General features: G+C 44.3%; 28 protein-coding genes. 8 read left to right on the plus strand and 20 right to left on the minus strand.

Translation table 11 applies throughout. From position 1 onward, the window contains the following. Nucleotides 1-101: 101 nt before the first annotated feature. Entirely contained in the window at nt 102-965 is an 864-nt protein-coding gene (locus tag P402_RS0109860; protein WP_026828528.1) for a LysR family transcriptional regulator, read from the minus strand. A gap of 116 nt (nt 966-1,081) precedes the next feature. Between P402_RS0109860 and P402_RS0109865 the strand changes: the two genes are divergently transcribed. Continuing rightward, entirely contained in the window at nt 1,082-1,588 is a 507-nt protein-coding gene (locus tag P402_RS0109865; protein ID WP_026828529.1) for a hypothetical protein, read from the plus strand. Between the two features lie 56 nt (nt 1,589-1,644). On the opposite strand, the gene P402_RS0109870 is transcribed toward P402_RS0109865, so the two are convergent. Next, entirely contained in the window at nt 1,645-1,944 is a 300-nt protein-coding gene (locus P402_RS0109870; RefSeq protein WP_026828530.1) for a hypothetical protein, read from the minus strand. A gap of 388 nt (nt 1,945-2,332) precedes the next feature. Between P402_RS0109870 and P402_RS0109875 the strand changes: the two genes are divergently transcribed. Together P402_RS0109875 and P402_RS0109880 are read left to right on the plus strand one after the other, a co-directional pair. Then, nucleotides 2,333-2,587 carry a hypothetical protein gene (locus tag P402_RS0109875; RefSeq protein WP_081776642.1) on the plus strand — a complete coding sequence of 85 codons (255 nt, stop codon included), beginning with the start codon at nt 2,333-2,335 and terminating at the stop codon, nt 2,585-2,587. Between the two features lie 15 nt (nt 2,588-2,602). Beyond that, nucleotides 2,603-2,887, plus strand: coding sequence for a hypothetical protein (locus tag P402_RS0109880; protein WP_026828532.1), 285 nt, complete (start codon nt 2,603-2,605; stop codon nt 2,885-2,887). A 179-nt stretch (nt 2,888-3,066) separates the two neighbouring features. Here the strand turns inward: P402_RS0109880 and P402_RS0109885 are convergent, their stop codons facing one another. Next, the gene (locus P402_RS0109885; RefSeq protein ID WP_026828533.1) at nt 3,067-3,396 is read right to left on the minus strand and encodes a winged helix-turn-helix transcriptional regulator; all 330 of its coding nucleotides are present in this window, start codon (nt 3,394-3,396) and stop codon (nt 3,067-3,069) included. 335 nt (nt 3,397-3,731) lie between these two features. On the opposite strand from P402_RS0109885, the gene P402_RS0109890 reads away from it, so the two are divergent. The 3 genes from P402_RS0109890 to P402_RS0109900 all read left to right on the plus strand — a co-directional run bounded on the left by P402_RS0109890 (nt 3,732) and on the right by P402_RS0109900 (nt 6,382). Next, nucleotides 3,732-4,934: an MFS transporter gene (locus P402_RS0109890; RefSeq protein WP_026828534.1), complete on the plus strand. Its 1,203-nt coding sequence runs from the start codon at nt 3,732-3,734 to the stop codon at nt 4,932-4,934. Between the two features lie 2 nt (nt 4,935-4,936). Next, nucleotides 4,937-5,215, plus strand: coding sequence for a winged helix-turn-helix transcriptional regulator (locus P402_RS0109895; RefSeq protein WP_026828535.1), 279 nt, complete (start codon nt 4,937-4,939; stop codon nt 5,213-5,215). A 261-nt stretch (nt 5,216-5,476) separates the two neighbouring features. Continuing rightward, entirely contained in the window at nt 5,477-6,382 is a 906-nt protein-coding gene (locus P402_RS0109900) for a TerC family protein (RefSeq protein ID WP_026828536.1), read from the plus strand. A 139-nt stretch (nt 6,383-6,521) separates the two neighbouring features. Here P402_RS0109900 and sstT read toward each other — a convergent pair whose 3' ends face one another. From sstT to P402_RS0109975, 14 genes are all read right to left on the minus strand, one after another. Next, nucleotides 6,522-7,793: a serine/threonine transporter SstT gene (gene sstT, locus P402_RS0109905; RefSeq protein WP_026828537.1), complete on the minus strand. Its 1,272-nt coding sequence runs from the start codon at nt 7,791-7,793 to the stop codon at nt 6,522-6,524. Nucleotides 7,794-8,184: 391 nt separating this feature from the next. Then, the gene (locus P402_RS16445; protein ID WP_160168615.1) at nt 8,185-8,529 is read right to left on the minus strand and encodes a type II toxin-antitoxin system RelE family toxin; all 345 of its coding nucleotides are present in this window, start codon (nt 8,527-8,529) and stop codon (nt 8,185-8,187) included. A gap of 28 nt (nt 8,530-8,557) precedes the next feature. Then, nucleotides 8,558-8,875 carry a hypothetical protein gene (locus tag P402_RS0109915; RefSeq protein ID WP_014970239.1) on the minus strand — a complete coding sequence of 106 codons (318 nt, stop codon included), beginning with the start codon at nt 8,873-8,875 and terminating at the stop codon, nt 8,558-8,560. A 350-nt stretch (nt 8,876-9,225) separates the two neighbouring features. After that, nucleotides 9,226-10,398: an IS200/IS605 family element RNA-guided endonuclease TnpB gene (tnpB, locus tag P402_RS0109920; protein WP_026828538.1), complete on the minus strand. Its 1,173-nt coding sequence runs from the start codon at nt 10,396-10,398 to the stop codon at nt 9,226-9,228. 121 nt (nt 10,399-10,519) lie between these two features. Then, nucleotides 10,520-10,690: a hypothetical protein gene (locus P402_RS17010; protein WP_160168616.1), complete on the minus strand. Its 171-nt coding sequence runs from the start codon at nt 10,688-10,690 to the stop codon at nt 10,520-10,522. Between the two features lie 100 nt (nt 10,691-10,790). Further along, nucleotides 10,791-11,642: a hypothetical protein gene (locus P402_RS0109930; RefSeq protein WP_026828539.1), complete on the minus strand. Its 852-nt coding sequence runs from the start codon at nt 11,640-11,642 to the stop codon at nt 10,791-10,793. Nucleotides 11,643-11,769: 127 nt separating this feature from the next. Then, nucleotides 11,770-12,003, minus strand: coding sequence for a hypothetical protein (locus P402_RS0109935; RefSeq protein WP_235188861.1), 234 nt, complete (start codon nt 12,001-12,003; stop codon nt 11,770-11,772). After that, complete coding sequence (locus P402_RS0109940) at nt 12,000-12,797, minus strand: ankyrin repeat domain-containing protein (RefSeq protein WP_026828541.1); 798 nt, start codon at nt 12,795-12,797, stop codon at nt 12,000-12,002. Before P402_RS0109940 ends, P402_RS0109935 begins: the two co-directional genes overlap by 4 nt. A 27-nt stretch (nt 12,798-12,824) precedes the next feature. Further along, nucleotides 12,825-13,103 carry a hypothetical protein gene (locus P402_RS0109945; protein WP_026828542.1) on the minus strand — a complete coding sequence of 93 codons (279 nt, stop codon included), beginning with the start codon at nt 13,101-13,103 and terminating at the stop codon, nt 12,825-12,827. Between the two features lie 18 nt (nt 13,104-13,121). Beyond that, entirely contained in the window at nt 13,122-13,430 is a 309-nt protein-coding gene (locus P402_RS0109950) for a hypothetical protein (protein WP_026828543.1), read from the minus strand. A gap of 127 nt (nt 13,431-13,557) precedes the next feature. After that, on the minus strand, nt 13,558-14,241 hold the full coding sequence (locus P402_RS0109955) for a hypothetical protein (protein ID WP_026828544.1): 684 nt from the start codon (nt 14,239-14,241) through the stop codon (nt 13,558-13,560). Then, nucleotides 14,231-14,857, minus strand: coding sequence for a hypothetical protein (locus tag P402_RS0109960; protein WP_026828545.1), 627 nt, complete (start codon nt 14,855-14,857; stop codon nt 14,231-14,233). Before P402_RS0109960 ends, P402_RS0109955 begins: the two co-directional genes overlap by 11 nt. Before the next feature lie 109 nt (nt 14,858-14,966). Continuing rightward, nucleotides 14,967-15,224 carry a hypothetical protein gene (locus P402_RS0109965; protein WP_026828546.1) on the minus strand — a complete coding sequence of 86 codons (258 nt, stop codon included), beginning with the start codon at nt 15,222-15,224 and terminating at the stop codon, nt 14,967-14,969. Nucleotides 15,225-15,903: 679 nt separating this feature from the next. Continuing rightward, a complete protein-coding gene (locus tag P402_RS0109975) occupies nt 15,904-16,644 on the minus strand; it encodes a hypothetical protein (protein ID WP_235188862.1) in 741 nt (246 codons plus the stop codon). A 104-nt stretch (nt 16,645-16,748) separates the two neighbouring features. On the opposite strand from P402_RS0109975, the gene P402_RS0109980 reads away from it, so the two are divergent. Both P402_RS0109980 and P402_RS0109985 read left to right on the plus strand, forming a co-directional pair. Then, a complete protein-coding gene (locus P402_RS0109980; RefSeq protein WP_026828549.1) occupies nt 16,749-17,171 on the plus strand; it encodes a hypothetical protein in 423 nt (140 codons plus the stop codon). A 22-nt stretch (nt 17,172-17,193) separates the two neighbouring features. Then, entirely contained in the window at nt 17,194-17,550 is a 357-nt protein-coding gene (locus P402_RS0109985) for a hypothetical protein (RefSeq protein WP_026828550.1), read from the plus strand. A 44-nt stretch (nt 17,551-17,594) separates the two neighbouring features. On the opposite strand, the gene P402_RS16450 is transcribed toward P402_RS0109985, so the two are convergent. The 3 genes from P402_RS16450 to P402_RS0110000 all read right to left on the minus strand — a co-directional run bounded on the left by P402_RS16450 (nt 17,595) and on the right by P402_RS0110000 (nt 19,334). Next, nucleotides 17,595-17,990: a hypothetical protein gene (locus tag P402_RS16450; protein WP_034769910.1), complete on the minus strand. Its 396-nt coding sequence runs from the start codon at nt 17,988-17,990 to the stop codon at nt 17,595-17,597. A 45-nt stretch (nt 17,991-18,035) separates the two neighbouring features. Then, a complete protein-coding gene (locus P402_RS0109995; protein ID WP_026828551.1) occupies nt 18,036-18,653 on the minus strand; it encodes a hypothetical protein in 618 nt (205 codons plus the stop codon). 93 nt (nt 18,654-18,746) lie between these two features. Continuing rightward, nucleotides 18,747-19,334 (minus strand): hypothetical protein, encoded by a 588-nt coding sequence (locus tag P402_RS0110000; protein ID WP_026828552.1) that lies wholly within the window; start codon nt 19,332-19,334, stop codon nt 18,747-18,749. Between the last annotated feature and the right edge of the window lie 50 nt (nt 19,335-19,384).

The following is a 19,384-nucleotide window of genomic DNA, read 5'->3' on the forward strand; positions in this document are numbered from 1 at the left end:
CTCAGGAAAACGATTCGAGGCGAATAAAAAAACGATCTTTCTTGTTTAAGAGAAAAATCGCATTTTGTCTTCAGTCTGAAAGTAGAATCCGCAATCGGATTCTACTTTTTGTGTTGCAAGGCAGCTAAAATATCGAGCATCAACGGATCATGCCGCGATTCGGTCCGGTACGCCATGTAGATATGGTTCGTCGCAAAACGCTCCGGTGCGATGACTTGAATCGTTTCGTCTTTGAGCGCTTGACGAATCAAATAATCCGGCAACACACTGACACCATGCGAAGAAGCGACGGCTTTTAATATGGCATCGACGTTCGGCAAAACCATCTCCGGTCGAATGTCCGGCCGTTCCCCAAACTGTGTCTGGTAATACCGCCGGATGATCGGCAGTTCGAGTCCGTAACTGATCCACGGCTGACGATCCATCCAGCCCTTCAAATCATCGTCCGGTTGCTCCCAGGCGTAAGGGGCGACAAGGAAAAAGGTTTCGTCGGCAATCGGGACATACTGAATACCCGGTTCCTCGATCCGTTTCGTCGAGATGACAAAATCGAGTTCACCTATGGCGAGCCGCTTCAGCAATTGGTCGGTCAAGCCGAAATCGCCGATGTACTGGGCGAGATCAAGCGGCAGGACCGGAATCACTTCGTGGGTGATGAATTCAGTCGGTCCACCGAACTTCAACAGCGGTCGCACCTGTTCACCTGCGACATATTTCATTTCGAGCGACAGTTCTTCCAAGCGGTCAATCAAACCGACGACTTGCGTATACAGCTCCTTGCCGGCATCCGTCGGAACCATCTGACGTGGAGCCCGGATAAACAGTGAGTTCTGCAGTTCGGCTTCAAGCGCCGCGATATGCTGGCTAACGGCGGGTTGCGTCAAAAACCGGATCCGTGCGGCCGCTGAGACCGAACGTTGTTGGTACACATGGATGAAGCTCCGGTACCATTCAAAATCTATCATTGTCTTCGCTCCTTTTCCTGCGATACTTTAAGTATAAGGAGCCGTCAGGCATTAGACAAATAACATTTCAAGCAGACATCCATAAGAATATTTATAGTCGGAAAGGATAGATCCATATGAAAAAATTCAGAGGCAAACGCCGCTACTTCCGAAATCTTCAAAAAGAACAACAACTCAGCGCCCATCCGCTCGATTTCAGTCCTGACAGCTGGTTCGATTTTTGGCATGTCCATCTCGATTTTGACGGACACGGAAACGGTCACCTTAAAATGCGGAAAGCACATGTCCAGGCATTGTTTCATCTGATGGATGAGTTAAACGCCGCCCTTCAAACGTGGGGTCAGTACCAGCTCTGGATCGAACTGTCCCGGCTGGATGCAGGATTGGACGCCGTTTTTATCCATACAAACAATCCGAACGACGATAATTTTCCGTTTACCTATCCAACTTTAACGGAACCGACCGAAAGATTGCCGGACTATTTGCAAACCGTCGAGGGTTTGGAGCAATATCAAATCCGGTTGTCCGAACGAATCATATATGATGCGTTCGACGACGAACCAGAAGAAATCACGGATCACATTCTCGTCATCGAACGACGAGGGAGTCGTTACCCTCTTTAACCACTTATATACGGACGGTCCTATGAAAGAAACCGTCCGTCGACAGCGACTGACCTTTAAATTCTTTTGAAAATCATTTTGGAGCCGGCAAGGAACACGATCAGAAGTACGCCGCCGAATACGAGATTGATCAGCCAAGGCAACGTTCCCATAAAGACTTCTCTTGCCGCACCGTTGAACCAGTAAGCTAGAGCCGTGAACAAAACCACACTCATCAGCAGGATAAACGAAAAGCCACTGTCCTGCTTCTGTGTTTTCTTGGCAATCCCGTAACCGATGAGAAAAACAACCATTGCCCCAATTGCAAAATAAATGTAAAACCATGCATCGACCGAAAACATTAACGAACTATTCAAATCGACTACCCCCTATTAAGAAATGAATTTCCTTAATAAGGAGTACGCCATCCCCCCCTAATTCCTTTCGACTGATCATACAAACCGATCGCCTGCATCATTCGGTCCTGCATCTCGATGCGATCCAAGACGCCGAGTCCCCCGCTGTTTCGACATGGTTGATCCAGTGCACGACTCCCTTTTTAATATGGTCGGCTTTCGGTTCCCTGTTCAGCCGCTTCTTCACGCGGTATGACCGGATTTTCCGATTCACGATGTCCGCTTTACTGGTTTACTCGGCTGTGACGATCTTTTAATTAAACGGACGGATGCCCATCTGACAGGAGCATTCGTCCGTTTTTTGTTATGATGAATATGGTAATAACAGGATAAAAGGAGTGGTTCGAGCATGCCGATCCGTTGGAAAGAAGAAACCATCGTATTTGAAACCTTTCGTGAGGCAGACGTCTGGGCCGATGCACTCGCAAACGAAATCTACGGTCGCACGATTAACGGTTACTGTACACCAGACTATAAGATTGCCTGTGCCCTGACCTTTTATTTGGCGCTTGTGCCGGAATTCCGGGTTCAAACGGCAGAAATACCATTTGAAGATCTCACCTATTATCAAGTATGGGTAGAGATCGTTGAACTCCATGCGTAAGGAAAGGAGAACATCATGAGCGATCCTGTTGAAACGTTACCGTTTTACTTACGACGCTTTCCGTTTTTTGTGATTTCCTATATTGTTGCTCCTTTAGCCTTCTTATTGCTGTTGATCCACTGGAAATCGCTCCGTCCTCAAACACGGGACGCACGGCTGATTGTCTCCTCCTTGTTCCTGTTGTTGTTCCTCGTCGATTTTTTCCCGAGAGGATGGTACCAAAATGCGATGCTTGCCTTTACGCTCACTGTCGGATTGTTTGTCACCTTCATCGGACTGCACGGAAAGGAGACACACTAGACGGGTAATACATCACGCTTAAGTCGTGGCTTAACCCCGGACCAGCAGTCCGTTTACGATGCCATCAAACACTTTTTTTATCCGGGAATCCGCTTCCTTCTTGAAGTAATGCCTACACAAAAAACGACCGTCTGAAAGATAGACGATCGTTTTTTTGCATATCGTTTGATTTGTTCCGCTTAAGAAGACACGACTTCCTCGCCCGTCAAATCGATGTGTCCTTCGCCCCAGGCGCACATTGCGTCCAAGATCGGGCGCAACGACCAACCGTATTCGGATAAGGAATAGATGACTTTCGGTGGCACCTGTTCGTAGACGGTCCGGATGATGACACCGTCCTGTTCGAGCTCGCGCAGTTGTTGCGTCAACATTTTTTGCGTGATGTTCGGCATCAGCTTCTTCAACTCACTTGTCCGGCGTTCGCCTTTGATGAGATGACACATGATGACGACTTTCCATTTGCCTCCGATGACTTGCAGCGTTGCTTCGACCGGAATATTGTAGGTCATGCTGATTCTTCCTTTCGTTACGAAGTACGGCGGGACAGGTACTTTTTAGTGCCTATCGCACTTGAAAGTGCGTACTTCTCAAGTAGATTTGATGGGTTTATGATAACAACTGTCAACGGAAAGTACAAGTCGCCTTCATCCATTACTTCAATCTGTGAGGGTAGGGTACTTTTTAGTGCCTATCGCACTTAAAAGTACGTACTTCCATAAAAAGCAACGCCGCTCTATGATGGGATCACGCAGAAGTGTTCCTGTTTGAAAAACGATTCGGGCCCGGTCGTTTAGAGCATGGTTGCGCTGTCTCACTTTATCTCATTTATTCAGGAGGAATTATCATGAATCAATTAAACCCGCGTGCTGAACAGGAACAGGTCCCGCAAAACGGTCGCTTCGCCCTGCTCGCACTTGCCATCAGCGCCTTTGGTATCGGAACAACGGAATTTGTCCCGGTCGGCTTACTCGCAGCCATCGCCGGCGACTTAAACATCGGCATCACTCTGGCCGGACTGATCATTTCCGGTTACGCAATCGGCGTCGCCGTCGGTGCACCGATCTTGACTGCCCTAACGAACCGGATGAACCGAAAAACATTACTGATGGCGTTGATGGTCGTCTTTATCGCCGGTAATCTCGTATCGGCCGTCGCGCCCAGTTTCGAACTGTTGATCGTCGCCCGGTTCATCACCGCGTTCTCACACGGTGTCTTCTTCTCAATTGGCGCAACGATTGCCGTTCAGCTCGTACCGGAACATAAAAAAGCCAGTGCCATCGCCTTGATGTTCACCGGACTGACGGTCGCGACCGTAACCGGCGTCCCACTCGGCACATTCATCGGTCAATCATTCGGTTGGCGTGCGACGTTCTTTGCTGTTGCCGCACTCGGCGTCATCGCCATCATCGCGAGCTTTTTCCTGATTCCAAAAGACTTGAAACAATCACCACCGGCGAAGTTTTCCGACATGTTCAAACTGTTGACGAACGGTCGTTTAATGCTCGGTTTCCTGATCACCGCCCTCGGGTATGGTGGAACGTTCGTCGCCTTCACGTATCTGACACCAATCATGCAGGACGTAACCCACATCAGTCCAAGCCTGATCAGTATCATCCTGCTCGTATACGGAATTGCGGTCGCCATCGGCAACACCGTCGGCGGAAAACTTGCCAACGGAAATCCGATCAAAGCGTTGTTCTATATGTTCATCCTGCACGCAATCGTCATGATTGCCCTGTCGTTCATGATTCCGTTTAAAGTCGCCGGCATCATCGGCATCATCCTGATGGGACTGCTTGCTTTCATGAATGTCCCAGGTCTGCAGCTCTACATCGTTCAGCTGGCGGAAAAATACGTCCCGGCAGCGGTTGATGTCGCTTCCGCGTTGAACATCTCCGCCTTCAATATCGGGATTGCGCTTGGGGCAACCATCGGCGGACTCGTTGCTGACACGATCGGACTTGTCCACACACCGTGGGTCGGCGGGATCATGGTCATCCTGGCCGTCATTTTAACTGGTATCTCCCGTCGTCTTGAACGTCTATAATCATGCCGACGGATCTGCGTGCACTCGACTACACTATCCGGATGCTCGGAACGATGCACGAGATGCACATCATCGCTCAATTATTGCAGGCTCCTTGTTCCATCGACCAGTTGTCGTCAACCGGACCCAAGCATTCACGGAGAGAGTTGACCGTGTGTCTGGCTCACCTTACACAACGGGGAGTCATTGAACGACCGGAAGCTGTCTATCAACTGACGCCAACAGGTAAAAGTTTGCAACCGATTTTTCAAGCTATTGCCGAACAAACCCAGCATCCGTGAGGAAGCTGGGTTTTATGTCGTTGTGACGATCGTGAACTCCCACGGGATGTTTTCGCCGTTCCATCCCCGATGTTCGTCCAGTTGCACAATTGTAAAACCTCTATGAAATTCTCTCCTTTTAACGTTCATTTTGATTTTAAGGCAAAAAAGTGTCTGATTGAATTTTTAAAGAGAAACAGCACACTCATCACTTTACTTTAAGTTCTTATGAACCTATAATTAAAATATGAAAAGCACACCACTTAAAAGGAGGAAGCGCTGTTGACACTATTGATTGTATTTTTAGCGATCGTCTTCATCATGCTCGCACTGGACCTTGGCGTATTTCACAGGAAAGCTCATGAGGTCTCGCTCCGCGAAGCCTGGACGTGGACGTTCGTCTGGATCGGACTCGCCGTCGCCTTTGGCGGTTGGTTGTTCTACGCGCAAGGCAGCGACGCTGCCATTGAATACACGAGCGTCTATTTCATCGAGAAAGCACTTGCGATTGATAACGTCTTCGTCTTCTCACTCGTCTTTGCGTACTTCGCGATTCCGTTGAAGTACCAGCACAAAGTCCTGTTCTGGGGAATTCTCGGTGCCATTCTCTTCCGCGTCATCTTCATCGTCGCAGGGGTATCGCTTCTTGAAAACTTCGCATGGGTGTACTACATCTTCGGGGCATTCCTCGTCTACACGGGTTACATGATGTTTAAGAACATCGGTCAGGAAACGTCGCTTGAAGAAAACAAAACGATACGTTGGCTTGAGAAGCGCTTGCCAATCACACAAGACATCTCGTCCGGTAAATTTACGCAACGGATCAACGGTAAATTGTTCTTCACACCATTGTTAATCGCGTTGATCTTCATCGAGATCTCGGATATCGTCTTCGCCGTCGACTCGGTCGCAGCAAGCTTCGCCTACTCGCGTGATCCGTTCATCATCTTCTACGCGAACATCATGGCAATCCTTGGACTCCGCAGTCTCTACTTCGTCCTCGCGAACCTGATTGACCGCTTCTACTACCTGAAACACGGTCTCAGCTTCATGCTTGTCTTTATCGGAGCGAAGATGATTTTCAGCGATGTCTACAAAATGCCGATCTGGATGTCGCTCGGGACAATCGTCCTTGTCATCCTGATCAGTGTCATTTACAGCTTTAAAAAGACAAAAACACAAAAGTAACTTCAGTTAACCGCAGACAAGGAGGGAATCACATGATTCTCTCCTTGTTTTTCGTTCAATCCATGACGGAAAAAAAAGATGAAAGACATCTCTTCTTACGGGATGCCTTTCATCTTTTTCATGATCTCATCAACGCAAATCAGCTGTTGACGACTTGTTCAGTTGGTTCTTCCGCCATGATTGGCCGATTGATTGACAGTTGTTCGCCGTCTTTTAACCGTTTTTTAAATTCAGCTGTCGCTGTAAACAGTACATCCGTTGAAGAGTTGAGTCCTGTTTCAAACGAATCTTGTAAGACACTGATGATAAACCCGACAGCGATGACTTGCATCGCGATCTCATTCGGAATTCCGAACAAACTGCACGCAAGCGGAATCAACAGGAGTGATCCGCCCGCAACACCGGAAGCACCACAGGCACAGACAGCAGCCAGGACACTTAAGATGATGGCAGTCGGAAGATCGACCGGGATGTTAAGCGTATTGACCGCAGCAAGTGTCAGGACGGAAATCGTTACGGCCGCCCCCGCCATGTTGACGGTCGCGCCAAGCGGAATCGAAATCGCATACGTCTCTTTATCGAGACCAAGTTTTTTACACAACTCCATGTTAACCGGAATATTGGCAGCCGAACTCCGTGTGAAGAAGGCTGTAATTCCGCTCTCACGGATACATTTAAAGACGAGCGGATAAGGATTTTGACGAACGTTGATGAAGACGATCAGTGGATTGACGACAAGCGCAACAAACAGCATCGTTCCGATCAACAGGACAAGCAATTGACCATAGTTGAGAAGGGATCCGAGACCGTTTTTTGTAATCGACTCAATGACAATCCCCATGATTCCGAGTGGTGCGAGTTTAATGATCCAACCGACCATCTTCGCGATCGCATCCGAGAAATTAGAAATGAACGTTTTCGTTGAATCGGAAGCATTTTTCAGTGCTAATCCCAACACGATGGCCCACGTTAAGATCCCAATGTAATTGCCTTGGACTAACGCATTGACCGGATTGTCCACCATGTTCAAGACGAGTGTCCGGATGACTTCAATCGCATTACCCGGCGCAGCTAATTTCTCCGTACTCTCCGTCAGCGCGATGTTGACAGGGAACAGGAAACTGAATACGACAGCAACGGCTCCCGCCAAGAACGTCCCGAGGAGATACAAGAAGACAATCGACTTCATGTTCGTCTGTTGTCCTTTTTTATGCTGGACGATTGCTGCCATGACCAGGAAGAATACTAAGACAGGCGCAACGGCCTTCAGCGCGGAAACAAACAGTGTTCCAAAGATAGTTATGGACTGTGCAGCTTCAGGAATCGATACAGCTAAAATAATACCAATAATCAAACCGACTGCAATTTGTTTCACTAAACTGATTTGGTTCCACATCTTCAATAATTTCATACGTTCCCCTCCAGGCTCAAAACGAATAAGTTATTTAGAATTTGAAAAACAACGATTCTCTCTCCTATCCAAAAGACAGATAGTTTACTCGTTTATTTTTCTAAAAATTCTCTCAGTTTGTTGTGTTCTATTTTTACATAAATCCGGTGAAATAAAAACTAGTTTTTTGCAAGAAATCCGATTCGTTTAAGACTAGGTGTTAAAAGAATAGGTATGCAATCGATTGCATTATTAAGATCGAGAAGTACCCTTTAAGGAACTTGCTCTTACGAAATTGAATCAAAAAGAATTATTCGAGGTACGATCAAAACTGATCGATTTTAACGAAATACAAAAAGACGATTCCTCGTCCAATACAGGAATCGTCTTCTTTAATTATGACAAATTGTACTTACTTTTCTTTTCGATTTAACGCATCTCTATAGACGCGTTCCCTCGTACGCTCTCCAATTGCTAAAATACTAACAATCCCTTCAATCTCTTGCTGAATTTCCTGATCATCCGATATTTTTATAATCGTTAATTGCTCGTCACGAATCGTGTAAACGAGCCGAAGATTCAATGATTTGTACTTTAGCTTATAACAACCAGTCAATGGAGCACGTAGCGGTTCACCATGATTTTTTGGATCAACTGCTAATTTTTCCTGTACATCACGCTGAATAATTCGAATGATTTGTCGATCAAGTTTTTTAAGTTCTTTAACAGCTTTAGGGTGAAAATTAACTTTATACACGAGCATTCCACACTTTCAACATTGATTTTTAGTCAATGCTCAGAGAAGCAAATACGTCGTCAGCATCAATGAATGTTTCCGGCGAATTTTCCGCATCTCGTAGACGAGAAAGAAGCTCAAATTCTTCAATTAAAGCTGCTTGTTTGACAATCATCTCGCTCATTTCTTCGAATTGATGAAAACCTACAACGACCGTATCAATTTCTCCTTGCGCATTAGTGACGAAGAGTGGCACCTCTTGTGCTTTTTCTCTTGTTTGTTTGAAAGAACGTGAGACAGCAGTCGTTGAAATAATTTGATCCGCAGTAAGCGTCACAACCGACCGTTCTTTTGATTTCGAAATCATATAAAACTCCTCCTCAATCCCACTTTGCTCTTCACCTCGTTACAGTAATCTCAGTTTTCATAGATAGGCACCAGGCCATTGAAACGTTTAGATGAATGAGTGAAAAGCACGTGGATAGTTTTAAATATGATATAGTGGATAATTTCTTTGCTTTAATAACTACATATATCGTATCACATGTTTTAAAAAACGTATAGATAAACGTTTAAAAAGACGTATCAAAATGTGTATATAGATTTATTTTCTATCAACAACTACATTTCCTTCTTTGTCTATTGAACTACCTCCACCTACGCTTCACTTAGAGGTGGAGGATTCCTGAGTTATCCGACCTAACGGTCGAAACCTGATCAGGCTAACCCCGTCGTCCCGACGGTTGAAGAAGCTAAGATTCGTTCAGCCTCTCGTTTAAGATTCAGTCCTGCGTTCACATCCCGGTCGTGATGGATCCCGCAACTCGGACATGTCCATTCCCGTAAGCTGAGATGTTTCACGTCCTTGTGTTGATGTCCACAACTCGAGCACAGTTGGCTCGATGCGAAGGTCTTGCCGACCTTCACGATGGTTTTCCCGTACCAGTCCGCCTTGTATTCCAGCATGCGGAAGAACTCCGACCAGCTGACGTCCGAGATGGCCTTACTCCACTTGCGGTTCTTCTGCATGTTCTTCACCTGCAAGGTCTCGATGCCGATGACGTCGTGGTTTTGGACGATCTCGGTTGATACCTTGTGCAGGAAGTCGGTGCGCTTGTTCGCGATCTTCTCGTGGATGCGCGCCACCTTCCGCTTCTGCTTCTGATAGTTCCTCGCCTCGGACAGCTTGACTTTCTTGGTCAGGGCGATACGTTGACGGCGGGAGAGCTTGCGCTGTTCACACGCTAGTTTCTTCTCAAGCGAACGGAAGTAACGGTCGTTTTGGTAGATCGTGCCGTCCGACAGGATGGCGAAGTTCTTGAGTCCGACGTCGACACCGACGGATGAACCGGTCTTCGGTAGTTCGTGGATCTCCTGCTCGACGAGCAGGGAGACGAAATATTTGCCTGACGCATTACGTCGGATCGTGGCGTTCAAGATACGACCTGTGATCTGTTTCGAGTAGGCGAAACGAACCCATTTCAGCTTCGGAAGTTTGAGATGGTTGCACACAATCGAGACTTCAGGAAGCTGGTTTTTACCTTGGATGTTGGTCTTGTATGACTGGACGGGATGGCGCTTCGACTTGAATCGAGGGCGTTCGTTCTGCTTCTTGAAGAAGCGGTCAAACGCATCGGCAAGATGTTTGACGCTGGTTTGAACAGATGTGCTATCGACTTCCTTCAACCAGTCGAACTCCTGCTTCAACAAAGGAATTTCTTTGGAACAAGAACCGTAGGACAGTCCTTTCCCAGTGGTCTTGTACATTTCCTCCCACTTCGCGAGGAAGTGGTTGAAGACGAAGCGTGAACACCCGATCGTCTTCGCGATCAGGATTTCCTGCTCTTTTGTCGGGTAGATTCTGAATCTGTAGGCCTTGTGCTTCAACACCATTTTTCACCTCCTTCAAAGAAAATATACCCTGAAAGTGGGAGATGAATCGCCTAATTTTTGATAAAGGCGTCATCCCACTGAGACCAAGACCGCTCGTCATTATATAATTCACACCGGTTTATGTATCGACGATGATTTTAATGATTCCCCCGCTCAGATGTTGTTTGGCTTTCACAGTAAACCGTTTTTTCATTTCGCGCACACTCCTTGCTTCATTTTTAATCAAGACATATATTTTCCCTGGAACTTCGAGCTTATCAATGTTCAAACGCTGTATCTCTAACGTCATCTTTAAATCCTTCTCTTCTCCGCCCCAGCAAAATAGAGCTCAAAGTAAAACAATAAAAGCATCCGAAAAGGATGCTGTGCATTGTAAACCAATTCTGTTGTTACTTTTTCGTCATGTAGACTCCAATGATTTTTGTGTATAACGCATCTAATTTCGCGTTTTCTTCAACCAGGATCGTCTCTTTTGTATTCACAAACAGTTGATTCGCTTCTTCAAATTTACCGGCGTAAACCAGCAGTCTGATTGCACCGCGTTTGTCTCCGACGATTTCCGATGAGTCTTCACGAGCATACAGAAGCCGATCATATACTTGATCCATGATTTCGATTTTCTCGTCTGCACTGAAGTTATTGGCATCCAGGTAGGTTTTCAAACGATTGGCGTAGTCCTTATAGTCGAGAACCGTTAAGGCTTTTGTAATGGATCCGTACTGATCTTCAAATAACTTGATTTGGTTCTTTTCGTAGTCAACGATTACTTTGTACAGAGCCTGTCCTTCTTTGGTCAACACCTTTTCCGCCTTCGTCAAACGAATGGTTTCTTTTTTCAAAGCATCAATCCGCTTGTCCGCAGCCTTTCTTTCCTTCTGCGTGTTCACTTCTTTAATCAGCTTTTTCAGGGCTTCCGCTTCTTTTCGTGCCTTCTTACGGTCCGTCATATACTGTTTTGATTTTTTGTTATTCGCTTCCACTTTGGCGCGGTACACAGAATCCGTGATGTATTCCGGTACTTTGATTCCGCCCAGATTCCCCATATGGAAGAGTGTGCTGCCGTACGATGATACGACTTTCGTTTGTTTGGCGCGATACTTTTTATAGTCGAATTTTTTCTTCGCGACTTGCGTCGTCTTTGTCGCCGCATCTGCTACATTGCTGTTTACTCCGACTCCCGTCAATACAAGAGCCGTTACAAGCGTACTCGCCATTGCTTTACGAACTGTTACCTTTTTCATACGTTCACGTCCTTTTTTTATGTGGATTGTACTTCAGTCATTTTCAATTCCAAGGAAATAAGTAAATATATTCCATGACTTCAGTTTAGCATTTTTGGTGCGCTTTGTTGAACAGAATTCCTACCGGTTACCACTTTATTTTATCTTTTGGAACGACGAGATAAATTCCTAAAATAATCAGAATTCCGAACAGGATATAATCCGTTGTCGGTAAGCCTCCTCCCCAGGCAAGACTGCCTTCTTTCGTGACAATCATGGATCCCACCTCAGCAATGGTATCCGTCATTTTGTCGAGTTGAATGATCAGCATACTAAACAAAACCGTCTGGACGATAATCAAGACCCCAATCCATTTTTTCATGTTAGGCTCCCCCCTATTTCTGTTTGTAAGAGTGTCACGATTTCCGGATAACGATGTTTGACGGCAAAGTCGAGTGCTGTTCTCCCTTCCGTGTCTTGATGCTGTCGATCTGCGCCGTGTTCCAACAATAATTTGGTGATTTCGGTCAAACCGTACTGACTCGCAAGCATCAACGGGGTATTGTTATCATTTAACGGATTTTCGATTTCAATGTCGGCTCCTGCTGCCAATAATGCCTGTACCGCTTTGATGTGCCCTTCCCCGGCCGCCAGATGGAGTGGTGCAAAGCCGTTCATTTCCATCCGATTGACATCGGCTCCCGCTTCCATCAGCATACGAATTTTCTTTGTCTTTCCTTCTTGAGCCGCATAGTGCAGCGGCGTATGCCCTTCTCCACTATCTGTCTGCCAATCCACTCGTGTCCGGTCTTCCAGTAATCGCCGGAGAACCCGTTTGTTCCCGGAACGGGCAGCGATAAAATGCAGTGCCGTAAAGCCGTCTCCGTCAAAATCAAGGGCAGCACCACGGTCAATCAGCTGAATCGCGATTTCACCCTGCTTTTCATACAAGGCGAGATGCAACGGTGTCAGACCATCTTTATCGCGTTGATTGATGTTCGCCCCATGATCAAGCAACAGCGTGACGATTTCGTCATACCCTTCCTCGACTGCCCAGTGCAGTGCGGCAGATCCTTCTTCATCGAGCGCATTCAAATCATCTCCGCGCGCGATACATGTCTTCACCTTTTTGATATTTCCGAAAAAAGCATGATCTTGAATTGATTTTTTAGCCATGTCGTCTCTCCTTTTTTTAACCTATCGTCAAGTCGAATGATGTCGTGACGTATAGAAAAAGAAGAAAACGATTTTACTCGTTTTCTTCTTTTCGATTAGTCGGATCAATAAACGTTTCCATCTGAACTCGAGCCTCTTGACTGTCCCGACAAGATACAACATACCGATATGGAGCAACATACTCGATTTTGCTCTCGGTTCTTCCAGACGCACGATGTGTTTCACTAATAATAAAATCGCCCGTCGTCTCATTTCGAGGATGGACAGTTGTGTAGCACCATGGGTGACCCAGGTGTATCGATTCATGCCTAACTCCTTTACGTGTTAAAAGTTCGTTTGTTTTTTACGTTTAACCAGTAAGAGAACAATCAGGAGAAGAGCCTCAAGAATCAGAAAGATACCAATGAAGAAATAAACGACCAGAACCTGACTGACTCCATCAATCGCCACTTCAAAAAACCACATTAGGGAGATGACGAGTGTATAGATGAAGTTGACAAGTGTTCCTCTGAACAGACTTTCTTTTAAGCTTTTCGTGTTCCGAGCTTGACTAGTGATGACAACGATCGCTCCTATTGCCCAGATGACCAACAAAAGCTCAAAAATAAAATCAGAATTCCGTTGTACGTCCATGACATCGCTCCCTTTTTCAATAGACTGATTCAGTTCATGAATCGTGCCAATTAATGTGCTACCTATATTTTACAGGATTGTTACATCCACCAATCTTCCGAAAGTTGAGTGCATGGGATTTTAAGTTTCACTCATCGAAATCCGGATACTCTGTTATTTTACGTCTACTGACACGTTTATCTTGTCCGATTTGATCTGTTTCTTTCAAATGGTACTGCACGACAAGTAATACCAAAATGACTGCTGATAAAACAGATAAAGTGGCGTAATATGGCTGTACTTCCCGCTCCAGTTCAAAAGCGGACAAGACCTGCAAGATCATCAATGCACCAAACATTCCGTGAAAGTATCGCCGGAAAATTTTGGGCAGACCGGCTTGACGAAAAGTTTCATACCAGACGTACAGTCCTAAACCGAATGCAAAATTATTAAGCCTCTCGTAAGGAAGGACGAACAGGAGTACCCCGAGTCCAAGGAGCAGCCATGCCAAACGAATAGCCGGATCAAAAAAGGCCGGATCAAGCGATGATTCTTCCGATGCTTCGATGACGTGCACTGCCTGTTCTGCCTCTGTCAGCGGTCGAAAGCCGAGTGCTGCTTTTTCTTCGGCCAACTGACGCATCCGCTGTTTCATACCGACATAAAACGGAAATCGTTCTGTCGTGATCTCTCCTTCGTTCGTTTGACCATTCGCCTGCTCTTGGATGGAGACCTGATAAAGCGTCCGCCCCACCCGGTAACAGACCCAGTAATCGACGGTTTGACTAATCTCTCGTTTTAACTGAATCAGTGATTCTTGTTTATCCTTCATGCGGCGTGATCTCCTTCGTCGTCAGTTCCTTCAATTGTTGAGTCGTGTACAGTAAGAGGATGAATCCTGCGATGAGGCAGACGGTTCCGTTGGCAGAAAGATTAAATGGTTTTAAATAATCTTTTGATGAACCGGCCAATATGAAAAAGAATATGCCTCCCGACCAACGATAAAAGCGGGCACGGGCCGTTTTCCCTTCGATGTGAGTCGGATAAAAGATGAGGGTGAAGACAAGTGGAACATATCCCGGGATGGGTAACAGACCGGTCAATGTCGATAATCCGCACAGCATGAGCAATAGAGCACTCAGGAGGCGCAGTTTGATGTTGCGTCGCTCTGCGCGGTAGTCCATCGCCTCAGATTGAGAAAAAGGTGCTTTCAAATACCCATCCTCCATCTTTTGACGCATCCATTCTTTTTTCTGACGATAGGCGGCAAATGTATTTTTAAAAAGCACACGGACAGTCGCCGTCTCTTCGTTAATTTCAATCATATCCTTACTATTCAGTACCGGTTCTTTCCGGGCAACACCTTCCCTGACGAATAACGTGCGTCCTTCTTGGTGATAGACGACATGATAGACTTCATCGTCAATTTGCTTTAATAATTGCACCATGCTGGTAGCTCCCTTTACATTGCTGTATATATAAATTTTTTAAGACTGCATCCTACACCTTCAGTCGTGTGTGATGAATGATGCCCGCCTCCTATTTCTTCTCTTTTCCTTACCAAACTGCGTTGACACCATACAGTAAAAGCAATCCTCCTGCTAAGCATACATAACCGTACTGCCTGACGGATAATGAACTAAAGAGGATGACGCCAATCGATAAGAGGAGACTAAGCACAAATGAATCGACATGATCGACCCCGTCTCCATGTCCGGATAGCGGCGTTTTGTATGCATGCTTACATCGGATGAAGTACGTTCCTAACATCAGCAAAAAGAGTCCGGCAGCAAGACCTATGAATGGTAAGATCACGAACGATCCCTCCAAGATATGTATTCATTTTCATTAGATAGCAAGTTTATTTTGACAAAGATATTATAACTAATAAATACGATATTTTCCTTTATTAAGTTTCATTCATGAAAAAAATCCCAAATTAAATGTTTAGAGATAGTAATCGAGGAACGTGATTTTCCCAGTCGGATATCGACAAGATGTTTAGAAATACCACATACAGAAAAAGCCGACATCGCTGATTGGATGTAGGCTTCGTTTGATTATCGTGAGTTTTAATAGATTGACCGTACTTCTCTTGATCGCAACAATTAATTATGAAGTTTTAAAACCTCTTATACGAAAGGCTTACAATTGAAGTCTACTAATTCATCCATGTCGAATAATAGATTTTCGAATTTAAATATTTTTACGGAAATACGACTATAAGTACAGAAAAGCAAGCAATGGTGATTAAAATCATCCCAAGCGTCATAGTTAGGTTAAACGTCCAATAGGGTATTGATTGATTCTTATAAACATCCAGTCTCTTGATCGGCAAGATAAATATTAACCAAATGGTAACCATAAAAAAAGCAGATAAAATACGTTTATCCGAAACTAACTCATCGATTGAAAATCTTATGACGATCCACAAGCCTATGTTAATCACAAATGCTGCGATGAAAGATCTTATTAATACTGATTTATTCATATGTCACCTCAGTTGTATTGATCGTTGATTCTTATTTGCTCTTCTTTTCTTGTGCTCAAAAATAGCCCACGGAAACCATAGTACGGGTTCTGTCTCCTCACCCAATGCATTACAATAATCTGAATAACGATCAGCTTCTTCTATCGAGTCAATCAACCCATAACGATTTGGTAAAAAATTAAAATGCTGACGCAAATCACGCTCTAATCCATTACACAAATAAGAATGAAACGAGCCAGAGTCAAATCCCAAAACTTCGTACCCTACTTTTTTTGCTCCCTCTATCCCAGGTGGGTGGTGCTGCGACAACATTTTTTCCACTCCATATGGTTCAGGATTTTTACTGCTGAATAACTCTACATCTTTAAGAAAATCTACTATATACTGTTCAGGTAATCCGATACTGATGATGCGTATACCAGGAAGATGAATTAAAAAACGCTTTAAAAAATCTTCCGCAGAATGTAAATCAGAAAATACTTGAGGAAACAAAACATCACCAGTATTCCTATGTTCTTCTATCCATTGTTCGATTAACTGAACGGTAGTGAGTGAAAGACCGAGTTGATCCATATAGCGTTCTTTTTTCACTTCAGAATTTCCCCATAAGATACTGGTATCAGGATATTGATTACAGAGACAATCACTCACTGATAGCACGGTTTCCGGAACAATCTTTTCATCCATATAATCTTTTCGGGGTGTTGGCATAACAAGAAAATATCCTGCTGATATGTAATTCAAATTTTCGTCTCCTTCTCATACGAGATTACTATGATACTCACAAAGTATTTGAACTTTTAATGAATCTTCATGCTGAAGTGTTTGAATAGAAAGGAAATCATCACATGAATAAAGAACAGGAAACGATTATCGTTAAATCATTCTTCGTCAAACGGGTACAAGAGCGTGTACTCCATGAACTGTTTTCGCCTAAAAAACGGGATCAAGCTCTTTATCGGCTGGATCATCTCTATAAAAATATGCTCAAAAATGAGTACTTGATTGAAATATCCCCACCTAATTCGTGGCATGAAGATATTTATGATTTATTAAAACAACATGGCGCACCGGATACCTGTTACTGTTTGTCGGAGAATGAAGTGATCAATGGAAAAGAACTGCCCCTGAAAGAAGCGCTTGAACACGCCGTCGGATTTGGCTTTTCTTCCATCATTTCCTGCATTCCCGGTGAACTCGCTTACTTTGAAGCTGAACAGTCATTCGGAGCCCCACCCCGTTATTTACTGAAGAAACCTACATATAACTAAAAACACGAAGGAGGACTTGCACATGTTTTTAATTAGAAACGATCTAATCGACAATTCAGATCAAAAGGAGACGTTAATCTATCCCGATCACCTACAGAATTTTTTATATCGGGATGCTGAGGTCATTAAGCACCGCTGTGCTTTACTCATCCAACTGGATGAATACGAAGACAAACTATTCAAGCCCACTGAAGTCCTTGAACTTCTTGGTATTTGTGAGGTTCTTTCTCATCGACATTGTTTCCCTCGTGAACCATGGAAGTTGAAGTCAGCAGACCCTCTCATTCAAGATTTACATTATTTTTTGCAAAAATTAAAAAGCATGTGTATACAGGCTGTTTATCAAGATCGACTGATTTTCTTCCAAGGGTTATCCTGATACTGATTTTTAAACGATTAATTTTCGAATTACATTCTAGTTAATCAATCACCCCAAAAACAAATCAACGCGTTCTCGTATACAGACGCGATACACATTCGCTTAAGCAGTTCTAAAAATTGATGTAGTTCCATTACTAACTCATTTGATTGATGGATCATCCAAGGTTCGTTTGGATAATAATGTGCCTGATTCACTAACCACGGTTCCTTCGGTGTACAATACCGTTGAATGAGCAGTTCACAGATTCCAATCAGCTCGTTTACTTCTCTTGCTAAAAACATTCTATCGGCATAGGAATCCAAATGAATCAGCAAATCACAACGATCAGAAACGCTGGAGAAGTCTTGAATCAAAAAAATATGGACACGACTCGGGTAACGGAGAATATCTTTTTCTTCTTCCGGAACTTCTTTTAAGCTTGTACTGATACTAAACATATTTTTGCCTTCCCTTTCTTTAAGATTTGCCGATTTTGATTTCCTTTACTCATAGTAGTCGATGCCGTCACCTTCAGGCAGAAACTCTTTCATCTTGTCCTCAGTATCAAAACAGGCTTCATTCGAAAACAGATAATAGCCCATGAAATCATGCTCAATCGTGATGAATGACATCTCTTCCGTTGTATGAATGACAGGAACGATACGTTCTTTTTTGAAAAACCATCGTCTGACCATTCTCGGCTCAAACGTCAGGAGATCCGTAAAAGATAGGAAGTAAAAATCGTTTTGAGCCGCATACCAATAGGTCTCGTCTAGTAAAATCTCAAGTTCGCTGGCATCGTTCACTTGAACGCTATAATAAGGTCTGCGCTTATCCGGTTGAAACTTCGTGTAAGACAACTTCTCCTGCTGAAAAAACAACTCTACATCCTCATCTGTAAACCCGCCACCAAACGTCAAGAAGACTGGATAACGATTCAAGCGAATCAAAAAGTGCTTCAATACAGCGTTCGAGTCACCTTGATAGTCTCTTTTCTCATCATTCGGGATGCATCCCATCGAATAGATCGACTTGATACGATCTGATTTATCGATGTCTAGATAGCGTTCCTTGATCACTTTTTTATGGTCGATATGTTTTTCGAGATAGATGTATAGCATAAGTCTCCCTCCACCTATTCTACTTATTCCACATTCCCTAAACGAAACTTCCCTATGCATCGTGGTTCAGTTATGAATACAGCTACTACTTTCTCAGTAATAGAATTTAATGATACCATCGTCAGGAAACACTGATTTCACCTTGTCCTCGGTATCAAAACACGCTTCATTCGAAAACAGATAATAGCCCATGAAATCACCTTCGATCGTGATGAAGGACATCTCTTCCGTCGTATGAATGACAGGAACGATACGTTCTTTTTTGAAAAACCATCCTTTGACCATTCTCAGCTCAAACGTCAGGAGATTCGTAAAAGATAGGAAGTAAAAATCGTTTTGAGCCGCATACCAATAGGTCTCATCTAGCAAAAGCTCAAGCTCTCTAGCATGATTCACTTGAACGCTATAATAAGGGCGCTTGTTTGGTCGAAACTTTGTATACGATAAGTTGTTCTCTTGAAAAAACGGTTCGACCTCATCCTCCGTAAAAACTCCACCGAACGTAATAAAGATTGGAAAGCGATTCAGCCGCGTCAAAAATTGCTTCAAGACTCGATTTGAGGCAATTTGATAGCTGCCTTTTTCGTCATCCGGAGTACCGTCCATCGAATAGATGAAGTCGATACGCTCTGGTTGATCGATGTACAAGTATCTGTCTTTGATGACTTTTGCGTGATCCATATGTTTCTCAAAATAGACATTCAGTATGATTTTTCCTCCTCTTTCTCAAT

Origin of the sequence: Exiguobacterium sibiricum 7-3, from assembly GCF_000620865.1 — a bacterium.
GTDB classification, from domain to species: domain Bacteria; phylum Bacillota; class Bacilli; order Exiguobacteriales; family Exiguobacteriaceae; genus Exiguobacterium_A; species Exiguobacterium_A sibiricum_A.

Coding starts and splice junctions, on each gene's coding strand:
- P402_RS0109860 (WP_026828528.1), bottom strand. CDS start 965: ATGATAGATTTTGAATGGTACCGGAGCTTCATCCATGTGTACCAACAA.
- P402_RS0109865 (WP_026828529.1), top strand. CDS start 1,082: ATGAAAAAATTCAGAGGCAAACGCCGCTACTTCCGAAATCTTCAAAAA.
- P402_RS0109875 (WP_081776642.1), top strand. CDS start 2,333: ATGCCGATCCGTTGGAAAGAAGAAACCATCGTATTTGAAACCTTTCGT.
- P402_RS0109880 (WP_026828532.1), top strand. CDS start 2,603: ATGAGCGATCCTGTTGAAACGTTACCGTTTTACTTACGACGCTTTCCG.
- P402_RS0109885 (WP_026828533.1), bottom strand. CDS start 3,396: ATGACCTACAATATTCCGGTCGAAGCAACGCTGCAAGTCATCGGAGGC.
- P402_RS0109890 (WP_026828534.1), top strand. CDS start 3,732: ATGAATCAATTAAACCCGCGTGCTGAACAGGAACAGGTCCCGCAAAAC.
- P402_RS0109895 (WP_026828535.1), top strand. CDS start 4,937: ATGCCGACGGATCTGCGTGCACTCGACTACACTATCCGGATGCTCGGA.
- sstT (WP_026828537.1), bottom strand. CDS start 7,793: ATGAAATTATTGAAGATGTGGAACCAAATCAGTTTAGTGAAACAAATT.
- P402_RS0109915 (WP_014970239.1), bottom strand. CDS start 8,875: ATGATTTCGAAATCAAAAGAACGGTCGGTTGTGACGCTTACTGCGGAT.
- P402_RS17010 (WP_160168616.1), bottom strand. CDS start 10,690: ATGACGTTAGAGATACAGCGTTTGAACATTGATAAGCTCGAAGTTCCA.
- P402_RS0109930 (WP_026828539.1), bottom strand. CDS start 11,642: ATGAAAAAGGTAACAGTTCGTAAAGCAATGGCGAGTACGCTTGTAACG.
- P402_RS0109935 (WP_235188861.1), bottom strand. CDS start 12,003: ATGAAAAAATGGATTGGGGTCTTGATTATCGTCCAGACGGTTTTGTTT.
- P402_RS0109940 (WP_026828541.1), bottom strand. CDS start 12,797: ATGGCTAAAAAATCAATTCAAGATCATGCTTTTTTCGGAAATATCAAA.
- P402_RS0109945 (WP_026828542.1), bottom strand. CDS start 13,103: ATGAATCGATACACCTGGGTCACCCATGGTGCTACACAACTGTCCATC.
- P402_RS0109950 (WP_026828543.1), bottom strand. CDS start 13,430: ATGGACGTACAACGGAATTCTGATTTTATTTTTGAGCTTTTGTTGGTC.
- P402_RS0109955 (WP_026828544.1), bottom strand. CDS start 14,241: ATGAAGGATAAACAAGAATCACTGATTCAGTTAAAACGAGAGATTAGT.
- P402_RS0109960 (WP_026828545.1), bottom strand. CDS start 14,857: ATGGTGCAATTATTAAAGCAAATTGACGATGAAGTCTATCATGTCGTC.
- P402_RS0109980 (WP_026828549.1), top strand. CDS start 16,749: ATGAATAAAGAACAGGAAACGATTATCGTTAAATCATTCTTCGTCAAA.
- P402_RS0109985 (WP_026828550.1), top strand. CDS start 17,194: ATGTTTTTAATTAGAAACGATCTAATCGACAATTCAGATCAAAAGGAG.
- P402_RS16450 (WP_034769910.1), bottom strand. CDS start 17,990: ATGTTTAGTATCAGTACAAGCTTAAAAGAAGTTCCGGAAGAAGAAAAA.
- P402_RS0109995 (WP_026828551.1), bottom strand. CDS start 18,653: ATGCTATACATCTATCTCGAAAAACATATCGACCATAAAAAAGTGATC.
- P402_RS0110000 (WP_026828552.1), bottom strand. CDS start 19,334: ATGGATCACGCAAAAGTCATCAAAGACAGATACTTGTACATCGATCAA.